The sequence below is a fragment of the Arcticibacter pallidicorallinus genome (assembly GCF_003002875.1).
GTDB classification, from domain to species: Bacteria; Bacteroidota; Bacteroidia; order Sphingobacteriales; family Sphingobacteriaceae; genus Arcticibacter; species Arcticibacter pallidicorallinus.
In genome coordinates this window covers 340,240-356,359 of sequence record NZ_PVTH01000001.1, presented here as the reverse complement: position 1 = coordinate 356,359, position 16,120 = coordinate 340,240, and the positions used below count along the sequence as shown (strand labels likewise).

Below are 16,120 nucleotides of genomic sequence, written 5' to 3'. Positions count from 1 at the left end.
CATAAAGTGATTGGTTTGGAGTACTCTCAGAGCCTGTCGAGCTTTCCTTAAATCCTTAACGCGTTTATTCCGAGATCCCTAATTAAGAGATGATGCGCGTATCGCTATACGACAATAGCGGTTCTTAAACGCAAATTTCCTAACGCGAATACACAACCATTGAGTAATTATGGTAACGATAACTGCAGTCATGCTCATTTATCAACAAAAAAGATTTCTTTTGAAACAATGGACTAGTACAGTTGTTAAGACAATCAAATACAGAAAGTTATGAAAAGCGGATATGGAGCGAGTGATCACCTGATGAAGATGTTGCCAGAACTTAATCAGCATAACCAACCGGAGGCAAGTTATGTCTCTCGTGGGTCATGGTATTGCACTAAAGAAATCATCTCTACCAATGAAATAGTAGAAAGTAAATTAAAGTTAAATTTTAGAAAAAAGCGGAAAAAGAAATTGTCCTAATCTCTTTTTCCGCCCTGTTTATCGATATATCCCCGACTTAAAGTGCAGAACATATTTCTCGTCCTCAAGGGCTGGTCGCCATTGCCTGATGAGTTCCTTATAAGCCTGTCCTACGGGTCTTATTTTCCTGTCGAGATCATATAATCCAAGACTGTTCACTCTTCCGGCGTCATCTCGCAGAGCTGAGTCCCAGTCGACCTGATCCGTAAGGCTATACCATGTAAAACCGTATATGGGTATGCCATCACGCTTTAATCTTCTAACATTTGCCCATTGCGTTTGAAGCCACCGTACCGCATTAGGCTCAGCAATATTAGTCTCCGTGTGCATAATAGGAAGCTTGTACCGGCTGTAATACTGGTGCGTAATTACATAGTACCCAAAAATCTCCCCTGCTGCAGAGGTCGATCCGTCTTCATGAACCATATGTTCATTGGTTACGTAATAGTCGTTCCCCATCACACAACTCCCCTTTATCACACTACTTTCAAACCACTGATATTCCTCCTTCGTCATACCGTTTTCAAGTAGATACTCATACATGGACACGCTGATGGGATAACCATAACTGAGATCCAGCGAAAGGAAGCGACGTTGATTTAAAAAAGTTGCCAGACGATCGCAGTCGGGAGTCTCCGGATGGAAATACTCAGACGACTCGCTCTGGACGAAAATTGCGTCGGGCTGAACGGTGAGAATCGCATTCATCGCCAGCACGTTCGCCTTACAGAGGTGCTTAAGCGCAGTTACAAACGTTAGATCAGACGTCCCTTTTTCATTCCACCAGCCATACTGCCCTGAGAAAGCAGCGGTCACGAAGATCTCATTTACCGGGGTATAAAACTGTATGTATGGATATCGTTTGGCAAAGGCAAGTGCATACTCTTCGAAATGAACGGGAAAGTCAGGATTCTGAAAATTCTCGAGCCAATCGGGTAGGCCGAAATGACACAGATCTACAATAGGCGTGATCCCCAGTTCTTCCAGATACCTGAACGTCTCATCGACAAAGCTCCAGTCATATTGCCCGGGACCAGTGTTCACGCTGAAATATGGCGGACCATAGCGCAAAAACTCAATTCCCATTTCTTTTACCAGATTAAAATCTTCCCTCCAGTATTTATAATGACCGCATTTCTCCATTTCATCGACGCGCTTTCTTGTACCGTCTGGAAGCGTAATCATGGGATAGCTATTCTCTATCCCTGTGGCAAACATAAATTTATTTTTAACATTCATAAGCAGCTGATTATCGATATCTAACAATCTTTCAGTGCTTTGCGTTTTGATTTTCTCACTAAAACCATTCTCAATCATTTGCGTTAATTAATTAATTACTACAACTATGAAAAACATACCGCCTTATTTAATGTGCTTTTCGCACTTGAGATGGGACTTTGTATACCAACGTCCGCAACATCTGCTGAGTCGTTTTGCAAACGACTGCATTGTCTATTTTCTGGAGGAGCCTATGTTCACAGATGAACCTGAGTCAACGATTCAGTTTACCAGGAAGCTCCCTAATCTATGGGTGGGAGTTCCCTTGATTTCAAACTCCGAAGAAGCCGCTGTTGACACTGTTTTAACCCAATTGCTCGACAAATTTTTCGCAACGAAAACAGTAGAAGACTTTGCCTTCTGGTACTATACCCCTATGGCCCTGAACTTCACGTCGAAGTACAATCCGAAAATCACCATATTCGATTGCATGGATGAGCTTTCTGCATTCAAGAATGCGCCGGCGAAGCTAAAAGACCTCGAAAAACAACTGATGAATAAAGCTGATATCGTATTCACGGGTGGCCACGCCTTGTACGAAGCCAAGAAAAATCAGCACGCAAACATCTTCCCCTTCCCAAGCAGTATCGATAAGGATCACTTTGCCGCAGCCAGGGGAAAAATTGCTGAACCCGAGGATCAGGCGAAGATCAAAGGCGTTAAACTGGGTTTTTATGGAGTGATTGACGAGAGGTTCGATATCGAACTGATCAGGCAAATGGCCGACGCACGCCCGGATTGGCAACTCGTGCTGATTGGTCCGGTTGTGAAGATTTCTCCGGACATTTTGCCGAGAAATGCAAACATTCACTATCTGGGACAAAAAAGCTATGACGAATTACCTGCATATCTCTCGGGATGGGATATTGCCCTTATTCCCTTCTTATTGAACGAATCTACGCGATTTATCAGTCCGACCAAGACTCCCGAATACATGAGTGCCGGTCGCCCTGTAATTTCAACTCCTATCAGAGACGTCGTTCATCCATACGGCGTTAACAAGCTTGTTCATATAGGCAGTACGGCAGAGGAGTTTATTGCATATGCTACGCAGGAACTGGCGATAAGCAACAAATCTCAATGGCTCAGCAGATCTGATGCGTTCCTTGCCGACAATTGCTGGGATAACACCTACGCATCAATGACGGACAAGATACAGTGTACGTTGAAAAATAAGGGAAAGATTTCGCTCGCAAGCTAAGCCCGCTGCTTTTTGAAGGACAAGACACAAGCCTGTCGCACCTGAAAAGGGGCGACATAATTTTTTTAAGACATGGAGATTTGGGGAGGAATTGAATGTACGATCAACCGCGTTGGAGACAAGTACATGGACCAGCTGGAGTATTCAGGTCACTATAATCGCCTTGAGGATCTGGATCTGCTTGCCGGCCTCGGCATAAAAAAATTAAGGTATCCCGTTCTTTGGGAAAAACATCAGCCTGAGAGCGGACAAGAGATCGACTGGACGGCCACGTCAATAAGGTTGTCACGATTGCTGGAATTAGATGTTGAACCTATTGTTGGCCTGGTTCATCACGGCAGCGGTCCGGCATACGTAAGTATAGCCGATGAATCTTTTGCAACAGGACTCGCCGACTACGCGGGCAAGGTCGCCAAAAAATTTCCCTGGATTAAATATTACACTCCCGTAAACGAACCATTGACAACCGCCCGATTTTGCGGGCTTTACGGAATCTGGCATCCTCATGGCTCGAGTGCTGAGACATTTCTGCGGATTCTCATCAACGAATGCAAGGCCACCGTTCTGGCCATGCAGACGATAAAGGAGGTGAATCCCGAAGCAATGCTTGTTCAAACCGAAGATATGGGCAGAACACATAGCACCCGGGCATTACGTTATCAGGCTGATTTTGAGAATCACAGGAGATGGCTAAGCCTGGACCTTCTTTGCGGCAAAGTTGATGAGAACCATGCACTATATAAACATCTGACTGACAATGGCATCACGAGCGAAGATCTGAGTTTCTTTCTCAACAATCCCTGCCCGCCAGATATTGTCGGCATTAACCACTATCTCACCTCAGAAAGATATATAGACGAAAAGCTCGCTATATATCCTGAACATACACACGGAGGGAATGGAAAACATCGGTATGCGGATGTAGAGCTAGTCAGGGTAGGCTGTAAAAAAGCGTACGGCCCCTATCGAATATTAAAGGAGGTTTGGAACAGATACAGGCTTCCGATCGCTGTCACTGAAGTGCATCTTCATTGCACACGCGAAGAACAGATGAGATGGTTTAGCCGTGTACTTGAGGATGCCCGCCGGCTCGAGAAAGAACAAGCGGATATCCGGGCAGTGACCGCATGGGCGCTGCTCGGCTCCTTCGGGTGGAATTGCCTCCTCAGGCAAGAATGTGGCGACTACGAAGCAGGCGTTTTCGACGTTTCATCGGGAACACCAAGGCCCACAGCTATGAGCACTCTGATTCGGGAGGCCGCTGCAGGTATCCTTCCAAAGCATCCTTTGCTGAAGCAAAAGGGATGGTGGGAACGCGATGTTCGGGTATTGTACCATAAGACCATTCCCTTAAGATCAACCAAACCGGTGTCAGCAGGACCGGCCCTGCTCATCGTCGCGAAATCAGGTGTAATGGGTAGTACATTCGTCCGCTTGTGTGAGCTTCGAAATATACCGTATATGCTGATTAGCCGAACGCAACTTAGGCTCTCAGCGGAAATAAATCCCAAAGACCTGTGCCCGAGGGAGATCTGGGCGGTCGTTGATGTGGCCGACAGTCATCCACAATACCGAAAAAACGCTGGGGCCGGACCCGATCTTAATACAGCAAGGAAGTCGGGAGCCCTGGCCGCCTTCACTAAAGCGCACAACATAAGAATGGTTACATTCTCTCTGGATCTACTGACCGAGCATTATGTAATGCTGCAGAATCAGGATGCGCTTATGATCCGTACAGGCGTATTTTTAAGTTCTGAATGGCACCAAAGCCCAAAGCTATCGTCTAAGCGGGTGCAGTGGGTCTCCTTCACATCTACCGACGTAAGGGAGCTGGTCAACAGCACCCTTGACCTGCTTCTTGACGATGAGAGGGGGATTTGGCATTTGGTAAATCCGAAACAGCAGGAATTGCCGGCATCAATAGAAAGGGATACCAATGTACGGGTGTATCTTTAAGAAGTTACCAGTGAGGGGGATTGTTCCGCGGTATTTTATAATGGCAACCGGCAGACAACATGCTTACATTTAAATCATGGATGTATATCTTTTCAGTTGAGCCGTGATCCATGATATTTGAATCGCTTATACCAAAACCTTCAATCAGGATAACAATTCCGCTGCCAACAACTTCAGCCCTGCGTCCTTCGCGAACAATGACTGCAGTATCTTCCTCGATCCCCATGCCTATACATGCAGGATTACTGGCAATCACCTGGGCCATCCGAACGAATCGGCTGCGGTCTATAAAGTGAGTGTCAATACACACATCTTTCAGGAACTCCAGTCCGGTCGTGACCTTGATACCCCCCGCAATCTGCTGCACTTCCTTATTCCCTGCATAGATCATCGGAGTGGATAGGGCCATCGCACCGGCGCTTGTACCCCCCACAATCAAACGATCGGAAATATATCGTTCTTTAAGTGTGCTTAAAAATCTCGTCCCGCCGTATATGGAGGTAAGCTTCAACTGGTCGCCACCGCTAAAGTAAACTGCATCAGCTTTGGAGACGCGTTCGACGATGTCGTTTTTAAGCTCATCTCCCAGAATTTCTGACCTGATATCATGATGTATATGGCCTACCCGACTTAAACCCAGCTTGTCAAAAGCACTTTTATAGTCGGCAAAAGAAGCGTCTCCCTCAGCACTTCCTGTAGTAACCAGTTCAACGATGGGGTCCTCGTTCTCTATCAGTCCGATAAATGCTTTTAGAACCTCCAGGGGCTGTGTAGCACCTGCCTTCTCTTGTTCCTGGTCCCCCTTGTCTTCGTGTCCGCCTACGAGATATAGAATCCCGTTTGGCACAGGGGCCGAAAACTGATTATTCTCTCTTCTCATGGATAATAAGCTTTTATTTGATCTGATGTTTATGCTGCGCCGAATCGGCCTTATTGCTGATCATAAATTGTCTGATCTCAGCCCTTTCCCAGGCATTCGCTCCTTTCGCTACGGGTGGAGCGACGATATCCTTGCGCTGCTCGCGGATCTCAGCTGTTGATACTCCGAAACGCTTATCTCTTTCTTCGACAAGATGCGGGTGTATTTGACCATCCTTCGTGAAGCCCATCATCAGCATGGGCGATCCCAGGGGTAGAGATCGCTCCTGATCGGTATGCCAGGTATGGATTGTCTTGCCATAAGTGGATACGAGCTTCTCCATCAATTCATGCTCAGCAGCCTGCGGAATGCCGGGTGCTATGAGAGTACCCGACTTTACCTCGTACTGGTGGCTGTGCCATAACTTTTTCTCCTCTTCCGGAAGCTTTTTGAATAAGGCTTCCGAAATAATGTATTCGATGCCCATGATCTTGGCATCTTTACCATTGCCATCAAAAATGATGGCCTGATGAACATCCTCATTAAGCTGTTGCACATAATGATGAGCTTCCATCTGGGCTTCAGGGTTACCATTGTAGAAGTGAAAACCATCCAGATAGGTATTAAAATGCCTGAGAGGATTCTTGTTCTGTAACAGGTCAGCGCCGGTTTCTAACAGCCGGTCTTTAGCCGTTTTTTCATCACCCGGTGCCTGTACATTCGATGGAGTGTTATTTCCTCCGCAGGAAGCAAGGTAAACAGCTGCACAAAGCAGGATAGGTACATTCTTCATAGTGAGCAGGTAAATCAGAAAATTAACACCCTCAGCTCTCAATGGTTTATTAAAGCAAAGAAAGAGGTATTTATCACCGACTGCTGCGTAAAACACACCGCAGGGCGATAAATACCTGTTCTCTATGTGACAAACTAAGCCTTAAATCTCAGGAAAGCAGCCATCGAACTTTCTTTTGGCATCTTTTCCTGTGGAAGAACATAAACTGCCCCTCCATTTGACAAGGTATTTACTATGGCCCTGTTAACCAGACATTCATCTCCCTCCTGCTTTTCCGGATGAACAACAAGTTTGTTATCAGCTTCATTGAACGTACCCCATACATGGAAGTTCTCCAGTACGAAGAGGTCAGAAATCTGGGCATAGTAGCTTGCCGGGATGATCTTCTCAGGCATAGAAGTAGTAAGATCTGTCGCCACCTGATTATAATAATTAAGCAGCGCCTTCTTCACGTCTTCTTTTAAAAGCGGCTCAGCGATTTTCCTGGCTCTTTCGTAGAGCGCATTCAGGCCTTCATGATCGTAATTGCCCGTAATGCTTTCTTCCGCGATATGCTTATAGCGTGAGTTCTGCCGGTAATAGCCAACCATATACTCCACCGATGAAAGGATCAGGGGCGCCTTCTCATTAGCCAGTACCTCGGTCCACAAGGTCTGATCTACCTCTTTAAGATATTGAGCTATATACTCCTTTTCGTCGGCAAGCCCACTTCCATGACCGTGGAAATTCGCCTCTGCACCAGGAGCATTGCCGCCGCCGCGGAATAGCTTACGTTCATCCTTTTCTTCGAAGTGGATCACGTCATTCATACCGAGAGGGAGACCCTCCACTTCAACCTTCTGCATGCCATATCCATTTCCTTTATAAAAACTGCAGGCATCCTTGCTGAACACCAGGAGGTAGAAGTACGCGGTATGGGTGATATAAGGAATCAAGGGGCTCAAATAAAATGAACTGTTCACATGAAGCTCTTCCTTTACCTTCATCGGTACGCAATACGTCTTAAAAAAGCCGTCGGCAATGAAAACGGCCAGGCCTTCGGAAAGCTGATACCAGAAAGTTTCGTGCTTCAGAAGCTCATACGCCGGTTGCAGCAACTGGTCTATTTCCGGCTTCTCCTTCCCCTGGGCAGCCAACTGTCTCGCGCACTCCTGTAAATTATTCTTAAATACGATCAGATCCTGTTTTTCGTTGATCTCCGCGCCGGATTTATGTGTCGGCAAATAAACAGATATACAGGTCGAAGCCTTATAATTAGTGAGTTCTGTAAATTCTTCTTTTATTAAATCTTCTTTTTTAGTTTTTCCCATAGTAATAGATGTTTTCAATAGCAACAAAAATTCCATTAGCCTGCTTTAATTATTTTTATTTTCCAACTCACGCTAATTCATAATGCGGAAAACATCATCGGATGTAATGCGTTTTCTATTCATCTACTTACCTAACAATCAAAAGATGAAAAACATGCAATTTTTAAGGAAGAAAGGACTTCTATGTTAGCGACGAATTATCGCGGTCCCTTTAGAATCCGCGTTGACCAGAAACCATATCCGGAAATCCTGCATCCGGACGACGCTATCGTTCGTGTGACCCGATCCTGCATATGCGGATCCGACCTTCACCTCTACGGCGGACTGGTACCCGATACCCGTGTCGGTATGACCTTTGGCCATGAATTCATTGGCGTGGTTGAGGATATTGGTCCGGGAGTAACCAAACTTAAAGTGGGCGATCATGTCATGGTTCCCTTTAACATTGCCTGTGGCAAATGCGCGTTCTGCAAGCAAGAGCTTTATGGCAATTGCCACGAATCAAATCCGCAGGCAACAGCGGTGGGTGGTATCTTCGGATATTCCCATACGGCCGGAGGTTATGACGGCGGCCAGGCCGAGTATGTCCGCGTTCCTTACGCCAATGTCGGACCAACCGTTATTCCGGATGGAATGGACCCGGATGATGCGGTATTGCTGACTGACGTGGTGCCGACCGCCTACCAGGCCGCAGAAATGGCCGGCATTCAAAAAGGCGATACGGTAGTTATTTTTGGGGCGGGCCCCATTGGCATCATGGCAGCAAAATGCTCCTGGTTATTTGGTGCTGGCAGAGTGATCGTCATAGATCATCTGGAATACAGACTGGAGTTTGCACGAAACTACGCCGACTGCGAAGCGTATAATTTCAGATCTCTGGAAGATCCTGTGGTATTTATCAAGAAAACCACCGACTGGATGGGGGCCGACGTATGTATTGACGCTGTGGGTGGCGATGCCGCCGGTAATACCATGCAGACCATAACCGGACGAAAAATGCTCCTTCAGGCAGGATCTGCCACTGCTCTTCACTGGGCTATCAACGCTGTAAAGAAGGGTGGAATTGTTTCCATTGTCGGGGTGTACGGACCGACGGATAATCTGGTACCGATTGGAAATGTCGTCAACAAGGGTATTACCATCCGTGCAAACCAGGCTTCCGTCAAAAGGCTGTTACCTAAGATGATTGAACATGTGCAGGCCGGACGTCTTAATCCAAAGGGAATTATTACACACCGCATTCCGCTGGAAGAAGCTGCTGACGCATACCATATATTCTCAGCGAAGCTCGACAACTGTATAAAGCCAATCCTTATTCCGCCGGCAGCCCGGCTTTAAAACAAACGAACAATGGAAAATTCACTAGAAGAAAAGCACAGGGACAAGAACGGCTGGGCGATTGATGCCGATCCTAAGAATGATCCCACATATCCAATGAAAAAACGCAGCAATGAAGAACATAAAGGCTATACCTGGGAGCGCCCAACCCAGCAGTTCGTCGACGTGGAGGTGCTGCACTCGAATGAGCGCCCCAACATTACTGCTGTCTTCGGAACGTCTACGCCACCTTCCGGACTGAGTGGAATGATCCGCAGGAAGGCCTTTGAATATAGCGAAAATCACTACGGACACTGGCTTCCGCTTATCCTCGCCGACCGCATAAACGTAGTCGAAGGGATCGTTGACGATTTAAAAAGAGGACATATTCCCAACATCTTCGCCGAGCGGGGATGGAACGCTGAATGGAAGTATAACCGCAAAGCGGCTTTAACGAAGATTGCGGTAGGGCTTGCACTCACTGCGGTCCTGGTGCTGAAGATCAGCAAAAAGTCTAAATAGAAAAGCGGGGGTTGAAACCTCCCGCCTTTTTCTCTATCGTTCTGACAACGGCCGCTGACCGTCTGCTTCTTAATCAAGGTTTGTCAGAACCCCGTGTAAGTATTCAAATATTTTTCTTAGAGTTTCCATAAGTATTTCGTTTTGAATCAAATATCCGCAGGAAAAGCTGATAGAAAAATGATCTTGATGACACTTTTAGATGATGCAAAGACCCGTTCACATTTACCTTAATCTTTACACATAGTTATACAAGCGTCAGGAACAGTAAGAACGTAAGAAAATCAAAAAGTATTTTTGGGACTGTTCTATGTGCACCCTATGAAGAAAATTTATTCGTTCGACATCTTTGATACGCTACTTACACGATGTTACTCCAAGCCTGTCGACCTGTTTCACTCAGTGGCTCAAGAGCTGAATAGCAAAAATATTATAACGATGCCACCGGAGAAGTGGATTCAACTCCGAATTTCGGCAGAATCAGAAGCCCGCACCGCGACCACAACCGAAGAGATCTCCTTATCAGATATATACCGGCTTATATGTCGAAGGCTCCGGATCTCCGAAGATTTCCGCGAACAAATGGAGCAGATTGAAATCAAATGGGAACTTTCAAGTCTGAAGAGTATCAAGCCACATGTGAACAAGCTCAAGTCACTCAGAAAAGATGGGCATAAGGTAATCTTCATCTCCGACATGTATCTCCCTTCCACGGTTATTAAAAAGGCCCTGATCGCGAATGATATTGAATGTCATGAAGATGAACTCTTTGTATCTTCCGATTATGGGGAGACGAAGTACACCGGCAAACTCTTTCTAAGGGTATTAAAACACTTCGGCATTTATCCGGCAGAACTCTGCCATACAGGAGATAACATCATTTCAGACTACCGAACACCCAAGTCACTGGGAGTCAACGCTGTCCACTATTCCCATTTTGAAGCGGTGGGAAGAGACCAATTGATCAACTGCAGTGAGGATCTACCCCCAGGCTTTCGATCGCAATTGGCAAGTGTCATTCGGCTGAGTCGTTTGAATAGCACTCATAAGGATCAACGCGCTGCCCATATTCACCATATTAGCTCGACAGTGATCGCGCCTATCCTGTTTGGTTTCACACTGTGGACCTTATTGGAGGCTAAGAAAAAAGGACTAAAAACCCTTCACTTCATTTCCCGGGACGGCCAGATTCTGAAGCAGATAGCCGACCGGATAAACACAACACTCCAGCTTCAGATAGAATGCAAATACTTTTACGGCTCACGGCAAGCATTTCACCTGCCTGCCGCCACAAAAGATAATTGGGATCATCTGGACTGGCTATATGACGACACATCCTTTTTCTCCGTAAAATTGATATTTAACCGGGTCGGCCTTAAGCCCGATCAGATAAAGCAGTATCTTTTAGAAAACGGATTTGAACCATCTGCCTGGAATAATAACCTCAATGCAGATGAAAGAGTGAAGCTTCGGCACATCCTGCACAATTCGCCTGAATTTCAAACTCTCGTGCTGGAGCGCGCCGCAGTCGCCAGACAAACGTTGGTATCGTATTTGAATCAGGAAGGTATCCATGCAGAGGCCAGGATAGCATTTGTCGACATTGGCTGGAACGGAAGGCTGCAAAGGTCTCTGAGCCAGGTTATGGACATTGCAGGGATTAAGCCGCTGGGCGGACTAATGGGCTTTTATTTTGGATTGCGTCAACGGCTGAAGGCTTCAGAAGAAGACAAACTTTTCGCCTGGTATTATGACGAAGAGAACGACCTGAAGAGATTCAATAATGTAGTCATACTCGAGAAATTCGTCGAAGCAACCCACGGCAGTGTCATAGGCTATAAAAAAGAAAGCGATCGTATCGACCCCGTTTTTAAAGAAGAAAAGAATCGTGAAGCGCTTGACTGGGGGCTCGAAGTTCAGCAAGCGTCAATCCTAGAATTCACAGATCTTCTCTGCTCCAGTATGCCTCATCTCGATAAGCAGGAGCTTATCAATCCAGACAATTGGACAACCATCACGGAGATACTACTGACAGATTTCTGCAGTAAGCCAAGCCCCCTAGATGCACGCATATTCGGGAGTGTGTCGATCAGCGAAGATCAGAACCACGCCCGCTCCTATCCCCTAGCCAAACCTTTAACATTTAAGAACTGTATCAGCTTGCTTATGAGGAAGAAACCGAATGTGTATAACGACTTATGGATTCACGGAAGCTTACATCTGACCCGGGGAGGCAGACTTGTTTCCAGTTGCTTACAGATCCAAAGCACGGTGATTAGTTATATAAAGTCGAGACTCTCCGCATGAACAAGGTAGCATCACTCTACAACGCCGTCTTCAAAGAGCAGAACCGTACATCGGTGGTGATCCGACAAGCGTTATACTCCTTTTTATTGAAGGGCGTCAGCGTTATCATCTCCTTCGTTTATGTTCCCCTGCTCCTGAATTATCTGGATAGTGAGAAATATGGCATCTGGTTAACTTTGGTAACAGTGACAAACTGGGTGACACTTTTCGATATCGGCCTCGGAAATGGTCTGCGAAACAAGCTTACCGAAGCTTTGGCCGATAGAGATCTGAAGCTGGGGAGAACCTACATCAGCACCACCTATGCTCTCCTGGGTATAATCACTCTCGCCTTACTGCTTGCCTTCAACGCAGTCAACCAGTTTATTCCCTGGAACAGCTTTTTAAATTCAAAACTGATAGCTCCGCAAGAGCTCCTGGTGGTCACTTCCATTGCCTTTTCAGGCACCATCCTCAGGTTCTTTTTTCAACTAATCGGGGTAATCTTTCTGGCTCATCAGCAGTCTTCTATGAATGATCTGATCAATACTGTCAGTAGCTTTTGTAGCCTGATCGGGGTAGCTTTGGTTTCCCTGCTCATGCCGCCCGGAAATCTCATCCTCCTTTCGGCCATCATCACCCTTACGCCGGTTCTGGTCTATCTTACATTTACGGTCATTTCCTTCACAACACGTTTCAAAGAGCTTCAACCCTCCATTTCGCAAGTTCGCCTTTCCTACAGCAAGCCTCTGTTCCTTCTTAGCTCGCAGTTTTTCATCGTACAGGTGACCGCCCTAATCATCTACGCCAGCGCGAATGTATTGGTTGCCAACCTCTTCAATCCGAGCGAGGTTATCCTGTATAACATAGCCTTCACCATTTTTAACGCAACCATCATGGTCATGACCCTGTGCTTGTCGCCTATCTGGTCGTCCGTGACGGAGGCTTACGCATTGAGAGACTTCGACTATCTGAAAAAAATGCTCAGACGCCTCAACTACCTGTCTGTCCTTTTCAGCCTGGGAGTACTGCTCTTATTAGCTATCAGCAACCCTCTTTATCATATCTGGCTCAAAGGCAAAGTTGAAATCCCCTTCACTATTTCCCTGGCTATGGCCCTTTACGCTATCATTTATATGTTCCAAGCACCCTACTCTGCCTTTATCAATGGTATGGGTAAGGTAAGGTTCACCTCTTTTTTAGCTATGCCAGGCATAATTGTTTACCTGTTAGGGGCTATATTCATTTCCAGATATCTCAACAGCAGTGCAGGCGTCATCACCGGCATTACGCTCTCCAGCCTCATCGGACTGGTTATCCAGCGAATCCAGGTAAGCAAACTACTCAACAACCGGGCAAAAGGAATTTGGGCAGCCTAAACCTCAGAAAAAAAACGTCTCCGGATCAGGTTCAGGTGATATCCTGAAAACCGATCCGGAGACGCTTCGCTGATGAAAACAATAATCGCCTAATTTCCATTTCCTGATGCTCCGCCCAGGTTAACAAACACGCCGGTTCTTCCACCTGTGGAGATCATTTTATTGTCAACAACACGGTTGTTCTTCACGCCAGATCCGTAGAACATAATCAATCCATGGTCTTCACCGATACTTCCGTCGATAACATTCTGCGTAATCGTGTTTGCTGAAGAATTATCTCTAAAGTATAGAACATTGTTCCCACCTGAACGGATATTATTCTTACTGATGTTTCCATTCTTGCTGCCAACAAACATGATGGCCATTCCGTCTACATAAATCTTGTTATTTGATACCGTATAACCATCCACATGGCTAAGTTCCATACCCCTGATCTTGTCCAAATGACTACGGCCGCTAAGTTCAATGATATTATCCTTAATAATCCAGTTGCTTTTCATCGGTTGTCCTGTTGCCCGTGACTCTGCCTCTGATGGACTAGATCCGAGTATTCCAGTAAACCCGTATGTTGATGATTTCATGTAATTTCCGATTGTCTCAAGACCAATCGTACCGGCATTTTCAATACCGTAATAGATGTAATCTGAAGTATGCATACGCATTTCGGTAATCTTGTTATGGTTGATCTTACCATTCAAAGCATATCCGCTAACTGAAATAGAAGATGGTGCCGGCCATGCCTGGATCGTACCCACGTCATGAAAAGTATTGTTGGATATGCTATAATCTCTGAAACGTGCTTTAACCGGCGACTTCAGATGGTTCTGAAACTCAACGCCCATTCTGCCTACACTTTCAAACTTATTCTCGATAATACGTATATTTTTGACCATTGAGTTCTCGCCTTCACTGATCAGCTTAATCGCATTTGCATGCGTCTTAGGATTACTGAATGTACATCCCCTGATCAAAAGGCCATCAATCACATCTTGCGCACCGTAGTTGGCTACAAAAATCATCCCCTCAGTATCATGACGATTACTTTCAAGGCTTGATATAAACGATATGCCTCTAATCTCCAAATTTTTTACATTCCCGGAAATCTGAATGACCTTGTTATTGCGTGTTGTCTTGAAGATGGTTCCTTTTTCACCCACCAGCAGCACGTTTTTCACGTTAGCAATCTGCAGAACATCATCAATGATATACGTTCCCTTAGGGAAAAACAACTTCTTGTCATTTTGAATCAGCGCGCTGATTGCGTTCGTCTGATTCAAAGTTGTACTAGGGCTTATATTGAACTTCTTCCTTACGTTCAAATTTGCTAACTCATCGGGGTTCTCCGGAGTAACTTCTATTCCCTCAACTGGAACGACTGCGTCTTCTTGCAGGTCCTTTTTACAACTTAGCAAAGAAACGGCGATTAAAAATGCAAAGGCATGCTTCATAATATAAATATAAGATGGTTAAAAAAAGGGTCATTATGCCCCTTGTTTTTCTCACTTATACTCACATTACCACAAATAGTTACACAAATACAGCGCACAAACGCGCATTTTATCCCACTAGAAATGAACGCAATACAAATAATCCGACCCGTATAATGTCAGACAAAAAGAAATTTCGTTGAAATAAGGGATGCTGCCGAAATACTACATTCCAGTTAAAGAAATTAACCGTAGGAATTTTTTTCTATAATTTAATCGGCCCGGTATCTCTCGTATTACCACAATCAACTACTACCCAGTTTTTCATAACCGAGATCGCACCCGTTTCTCAACATACCCTGCTTAATACACACATGGTTATACATGATCGCCAGATTTGGAAAAATCATGGTCATAAGCGCTACTTTTATATCGTCAACAAGGGGAAACTTTCACGCAAAACCATCCCATCTAAACCGACAAAATGCTGGCTCGCTGTAAGTGAAGTGGCGAAGCTCTGTAATATCGACTCATTTAACCCATTTCTCATATGCAAAATATCCGTACTTATGGAGCAATGCTGATTGCCATTTTTCTATCTTCATGCAGCAGCTACCAGCAGATCCCATATTATCAAGACCTTAGCCAGTCTGGTGAAGCCAGACAGCCTGTTTCGAATGAGTCTCCTCTAACAATAAATCCATCTGACCTGCTAGCCATCAACGTTACCAGCAAAAATCCCGAAACAGCAACAATTTTCAATTACAACTTGAACACGGTCAACGGCTCTTATGCTGTTACGCCTGATAACCCCGTCATAGGCTACCGGGTGGATGAAGAGGGAAATATCCACCTCCCTCTTATTGGTAAGATAAAGGTCAAGGGATTAACTACCACCCAATTGAGAGATAATATGACGAAATCCTTAACGGCCTTCTACAAGGATCCAGTCGTAAATATCCGGATCATCAACTTTAAGGTTGCCATTTATGGAGACGTACTTAAACCCGACTTGTATACCCTTGAAAACGAGCGAACCACGGTAACGCAGGCCCTGAGTCTTGCAGGCGACCTCAACATCACGGCCATGCGCAAGAACGTTCTCCTGGTCCGAACCGAAAATGGTGAGCGAAAAATGGTGAGGTTGGATCTAACCAGCAAAAACATCTTCAATTCGCCTTATTTCTATCTGAAGAATAACGATGAGATCTATGTACAGCCGGACCGCACCAAGTTCGCGACCGTAGACCGGGGATACCGCACCGCCTCTCTCGTACTTTCCGGATTATCGATCATAGCAATAGTCTTATCCAATATATACCGCTAAGCA

Annotated in this window: 12 protein-coding genes; 7 read left to right on the top strand and 5 right to left on the bottom strand. The window is 45.6% G+C overall.

Annotated features, from left to right (window positions below; translation table 11 throughout):
* Positions 1 to 483: 483 nt before the first annotated feature.
* Entirely contained in the window at positions 484 to 1,782 is a 1,299-nt protein-coding gene (locus B0I27_RS01495) for a family 1 glycosylhydrolase (RefSeq protein WP_219904959.1), read from the bottom strand.
* A gap of 28 nt (positions 1,783 to 1,810) precedes the next feature.
* On the opposite strand from B0I27_RS01495, the gene B0I27_RS01490 reads away from it, so the two are divergent.
* Together B0I27_RS01490 and B0I27_RS01485 are read left to right on the top strand one after the other, a co-directional pair.
* Complete coding sequence (locus tag B0I27_RS01490) at positions 1,811 to 2,944, top strand: glycosyltransferase family 1 protein (protein WP_106290668.1); 1,134 nt, start codon at positions 1,811 to 1,813, stop codon at positions 2,942 to 2,944.
* A gap of 72 nt (positions 2,945 to 3,016) precedes the next feature.
* Complete coding sequence (locus B0I27_RS01485; protein ID WP_106290666.1) at positions 3,017 to 4,900, top strand: family 1 glycosylhydrolase; 1,884 nt, start codon at positions 3,017 to 3,019, stop codon at positions 4,898 to 4,900.
* 4 nt (positions 4,901 to 4,904) lie between these two features.
* Here B0I27_RS01485 and B0I27_RS01480 read toward each other — a convergent pair whose 3' ends face one another.
* From B0I27_RS01480 to B0I27_RS01470, 3 genes are all read right to left on the bottom strand, one after another.
* On the bottom strand, positions 4,905 to 5,780 hold the full coding sequence (locus B0I27_RS01480; RefSeq protein WP_106290664.1) for a cyanophycinase: 876 nt from the start codon (positions 5,778 to 5,780) through the stop codon (positions 4,905 to 4,907).
* Between the two features lie 13 nt (positions 5,781 to 5,793).
* The gene (locus B0I27_RS01475) at positions 5,794 to 6,552 is read right to left on the bottom strand and encodes an OBAP family protein (RefSeq protein ID WP_106291209.1); all 759 of its coding nucleotides are present in this window, start codon (positions 6,550 to 6,552) and stop codon (positions 5,794 to 5,796) included.
* A gap of 134 nt (positions 6,553 to 6,686) precedes the next feature.
* Positions 6,687 to 7,862 carry a baeRF7 domain-containing protein gene (locus B0I27_RS01470; RefSeq protein WP_106290662.1) on the bottom strand — a complete coding sequence of 392 codons (1,176 nt, stop codon included), beginning with the start codon at positions 7,860 to 7,862 and terminating at the stop codon, positions 6,687 to 6,689.
* 183 nt (positions 7,863 to 8,045) lie between these two features.
* Between B0I27_RS01470 and B0I27_RS01465 the strand changes: the two genes are divergently transcribed.
* From B0I27_RS01465 to B0I27_RS01450, 4 genes are all read left to right on the top strand, one after another.
* Positions 8,046 to 9,200: a zinc-dependent alcohol dehydrogenase gene (locus B0I27_RS01465; RefSeq protein WP_106290660.1), complete on the top strand. Its 1,155-nt coding sequence runs from the start codon at positions 8,046 to 8,048 to the stop codon at positions 9,198 to 9,200.
* A gap of 12 nt (positions 9,201 to 9,212) precedes the next feature.
* Complete coding sequence (locus B0I27_RS01460; protein ID WP_106290658.1) at positions 9,213 to 9,701, top strand: hypothetical protein; 489 nt, start codon at positions 9,213 to 9,215, stop codon at positions 9,699 to 9,701.
* A 318-nt stretch (positions 9,702 to 10,019) separates the two neighbouring features.
* On the top strand, positions 10,020 to 12,005 hold the full coding sequence (locus B0I27_RS01455; protein WP_106290656.1) for an HAD family hydrolase: 1,986 nt from the start codon (positions 10,020 to 10,022) through the stop codon (positions 12,003 to 12,005).
* Positions 12,002 to 13,363: a lipopolysaccharide biosynthesis protein gene (locus tag B0I27_RS01450; RefSeq protein ID WP_106290654.1), complete on the top strand. Its 1,362-nt coding sequence runs from the start codon at positions 12,002 to 12,004 to the stop codon at positions 13,361 to 13,363. The genes B0I27_RS01455 and B0I27_RS01450 overlap by 4 nt, the downstream gene beginning before the upstream one ends.
* Positions 13,364 to 13,452: 89 nt before the next feature.
* Here the strand turns inward: B0I27_RS01450 and B0I27_RS01445 are convergent, their stop codons facing one another.
* Positions 13,453 to 14,811, bottom strand: coding sequence for a right-handed parallel beta-helix repeat-containing protein (locus B0I27_RS01445; RefSeq protein WP_106290652.1), 1,359 nt, complete (start codon positions 14,809 to 14,811; stop codon positions 13,453 to 13,455).
* A 529-nt stretch (positions 14,812 to 15,340) separates the two neighbouring features.
* Between B0I27_RS01445 and B0I27_RS01440 the strand changes: the two genes are divergently transcribed.
* Positions 15,341 to 16,117 (top strand): polysaccharide biosynthesis/export family protein, encoded by a 777-nt coding sequence (locus B0I27_RS01440; protein ID WP_106290650.1) that lies wholly within the window; start codon positions 15,341 to 15,343, stop codon positions 16,115 to 16,117.
* The last annotated feature ends 3 nt before the right edge of the window (positions 16,118 to 16,120 follow it).

Excerpts from the sequence above, each read along its gene's own strand:
- B0I27_RS01495 (WP_219904959.1), bottom strand. The coding sequence starts at position 1,782 with ATGATTGAGAATGGTTTTAGTGAGAAAATCAAAACGCAAAGCACTGAA.
- B0I27_RS01490 (WP_106290668.1), top strand. The coding sequence starts at position 1,811 with ATGAAAAACATACCGCCTTATTTAATGTGCTTTTCGCACTTGAGATGG.
- B0I27_RS01485 (WP_106290666.1), top strand. The coding sequence starts at position 3,017 with ATGGAGATTTGGGGAGGAATTGAATGTACGATCAACCGCGTTGGAGAC.
- B0I27_RS01480 (WP_106290664.1), bottom strand. The coding sequence starts at position 5,780 with ATGAGAAGAGAGAATAATCAGTTTTCGGCCCCTGTGCCAAACGGGATT.
- B0I27_RS01475 (WP_106291209.1), bottom strand. The coding sequence starts at position 6,552 with ATGAAGAATGTACCTATCCTGCTTTGTGCAGCTGTTTACCTTGCTTCC.
- B0I27_RS01470 (WP_106290662.1), bottom strand. The coding sequence starts at position 7,862 with ATGGGAAAAACTAAAAAAGAAGATTTAATAAAAGAAGAATTTACAGAA.
- B0I27_RS01465 (WP_106290660.1), top strand. The coding sequence starts at position 8,046 with ATGTTAGCGACGAATTATCGCGGTCCCTTTAGAATCCGCGTTGACCAG.
- B0I27_RS01460 (WP_106290658.1), top strand. The coding sequence starts at position 9,213 with ATGGAAAATTCACTAGAAGAAAAGCACAGGGACAAGAACGGCTGGGCG.
- B0I27_RS01455 (WP_106290656.1), top strand. The coding sequence starts at position 10,020 with ATGAAGAAAATTTATTCGTTCGACATCTTTGATACGCTACTTACACGA.
- B0I27_RS01450 (WP_106290654.1), top strand. The coding sequence starts at position 12,002 with ATGAACAAGGTAGCATCACTCTACAACGCCGTCTTCAAAGAGCAGAAC.
- B0I27_RS01445 (WP_106290652.1), bottom strand. The coding sequence starts at position 14,811 with ATGAAGCATGCCTTTGCATTTTTAATCGCCGTTTCTTTGCTAAGTTGT.
- B0I27_RS01440 (WP_106290650.1), top strand. The coding sequence starts at position 15,341 with ATGCAAAATATCCGTACTTATGGAGCAATGCTGATTGCCATTTTTCTA.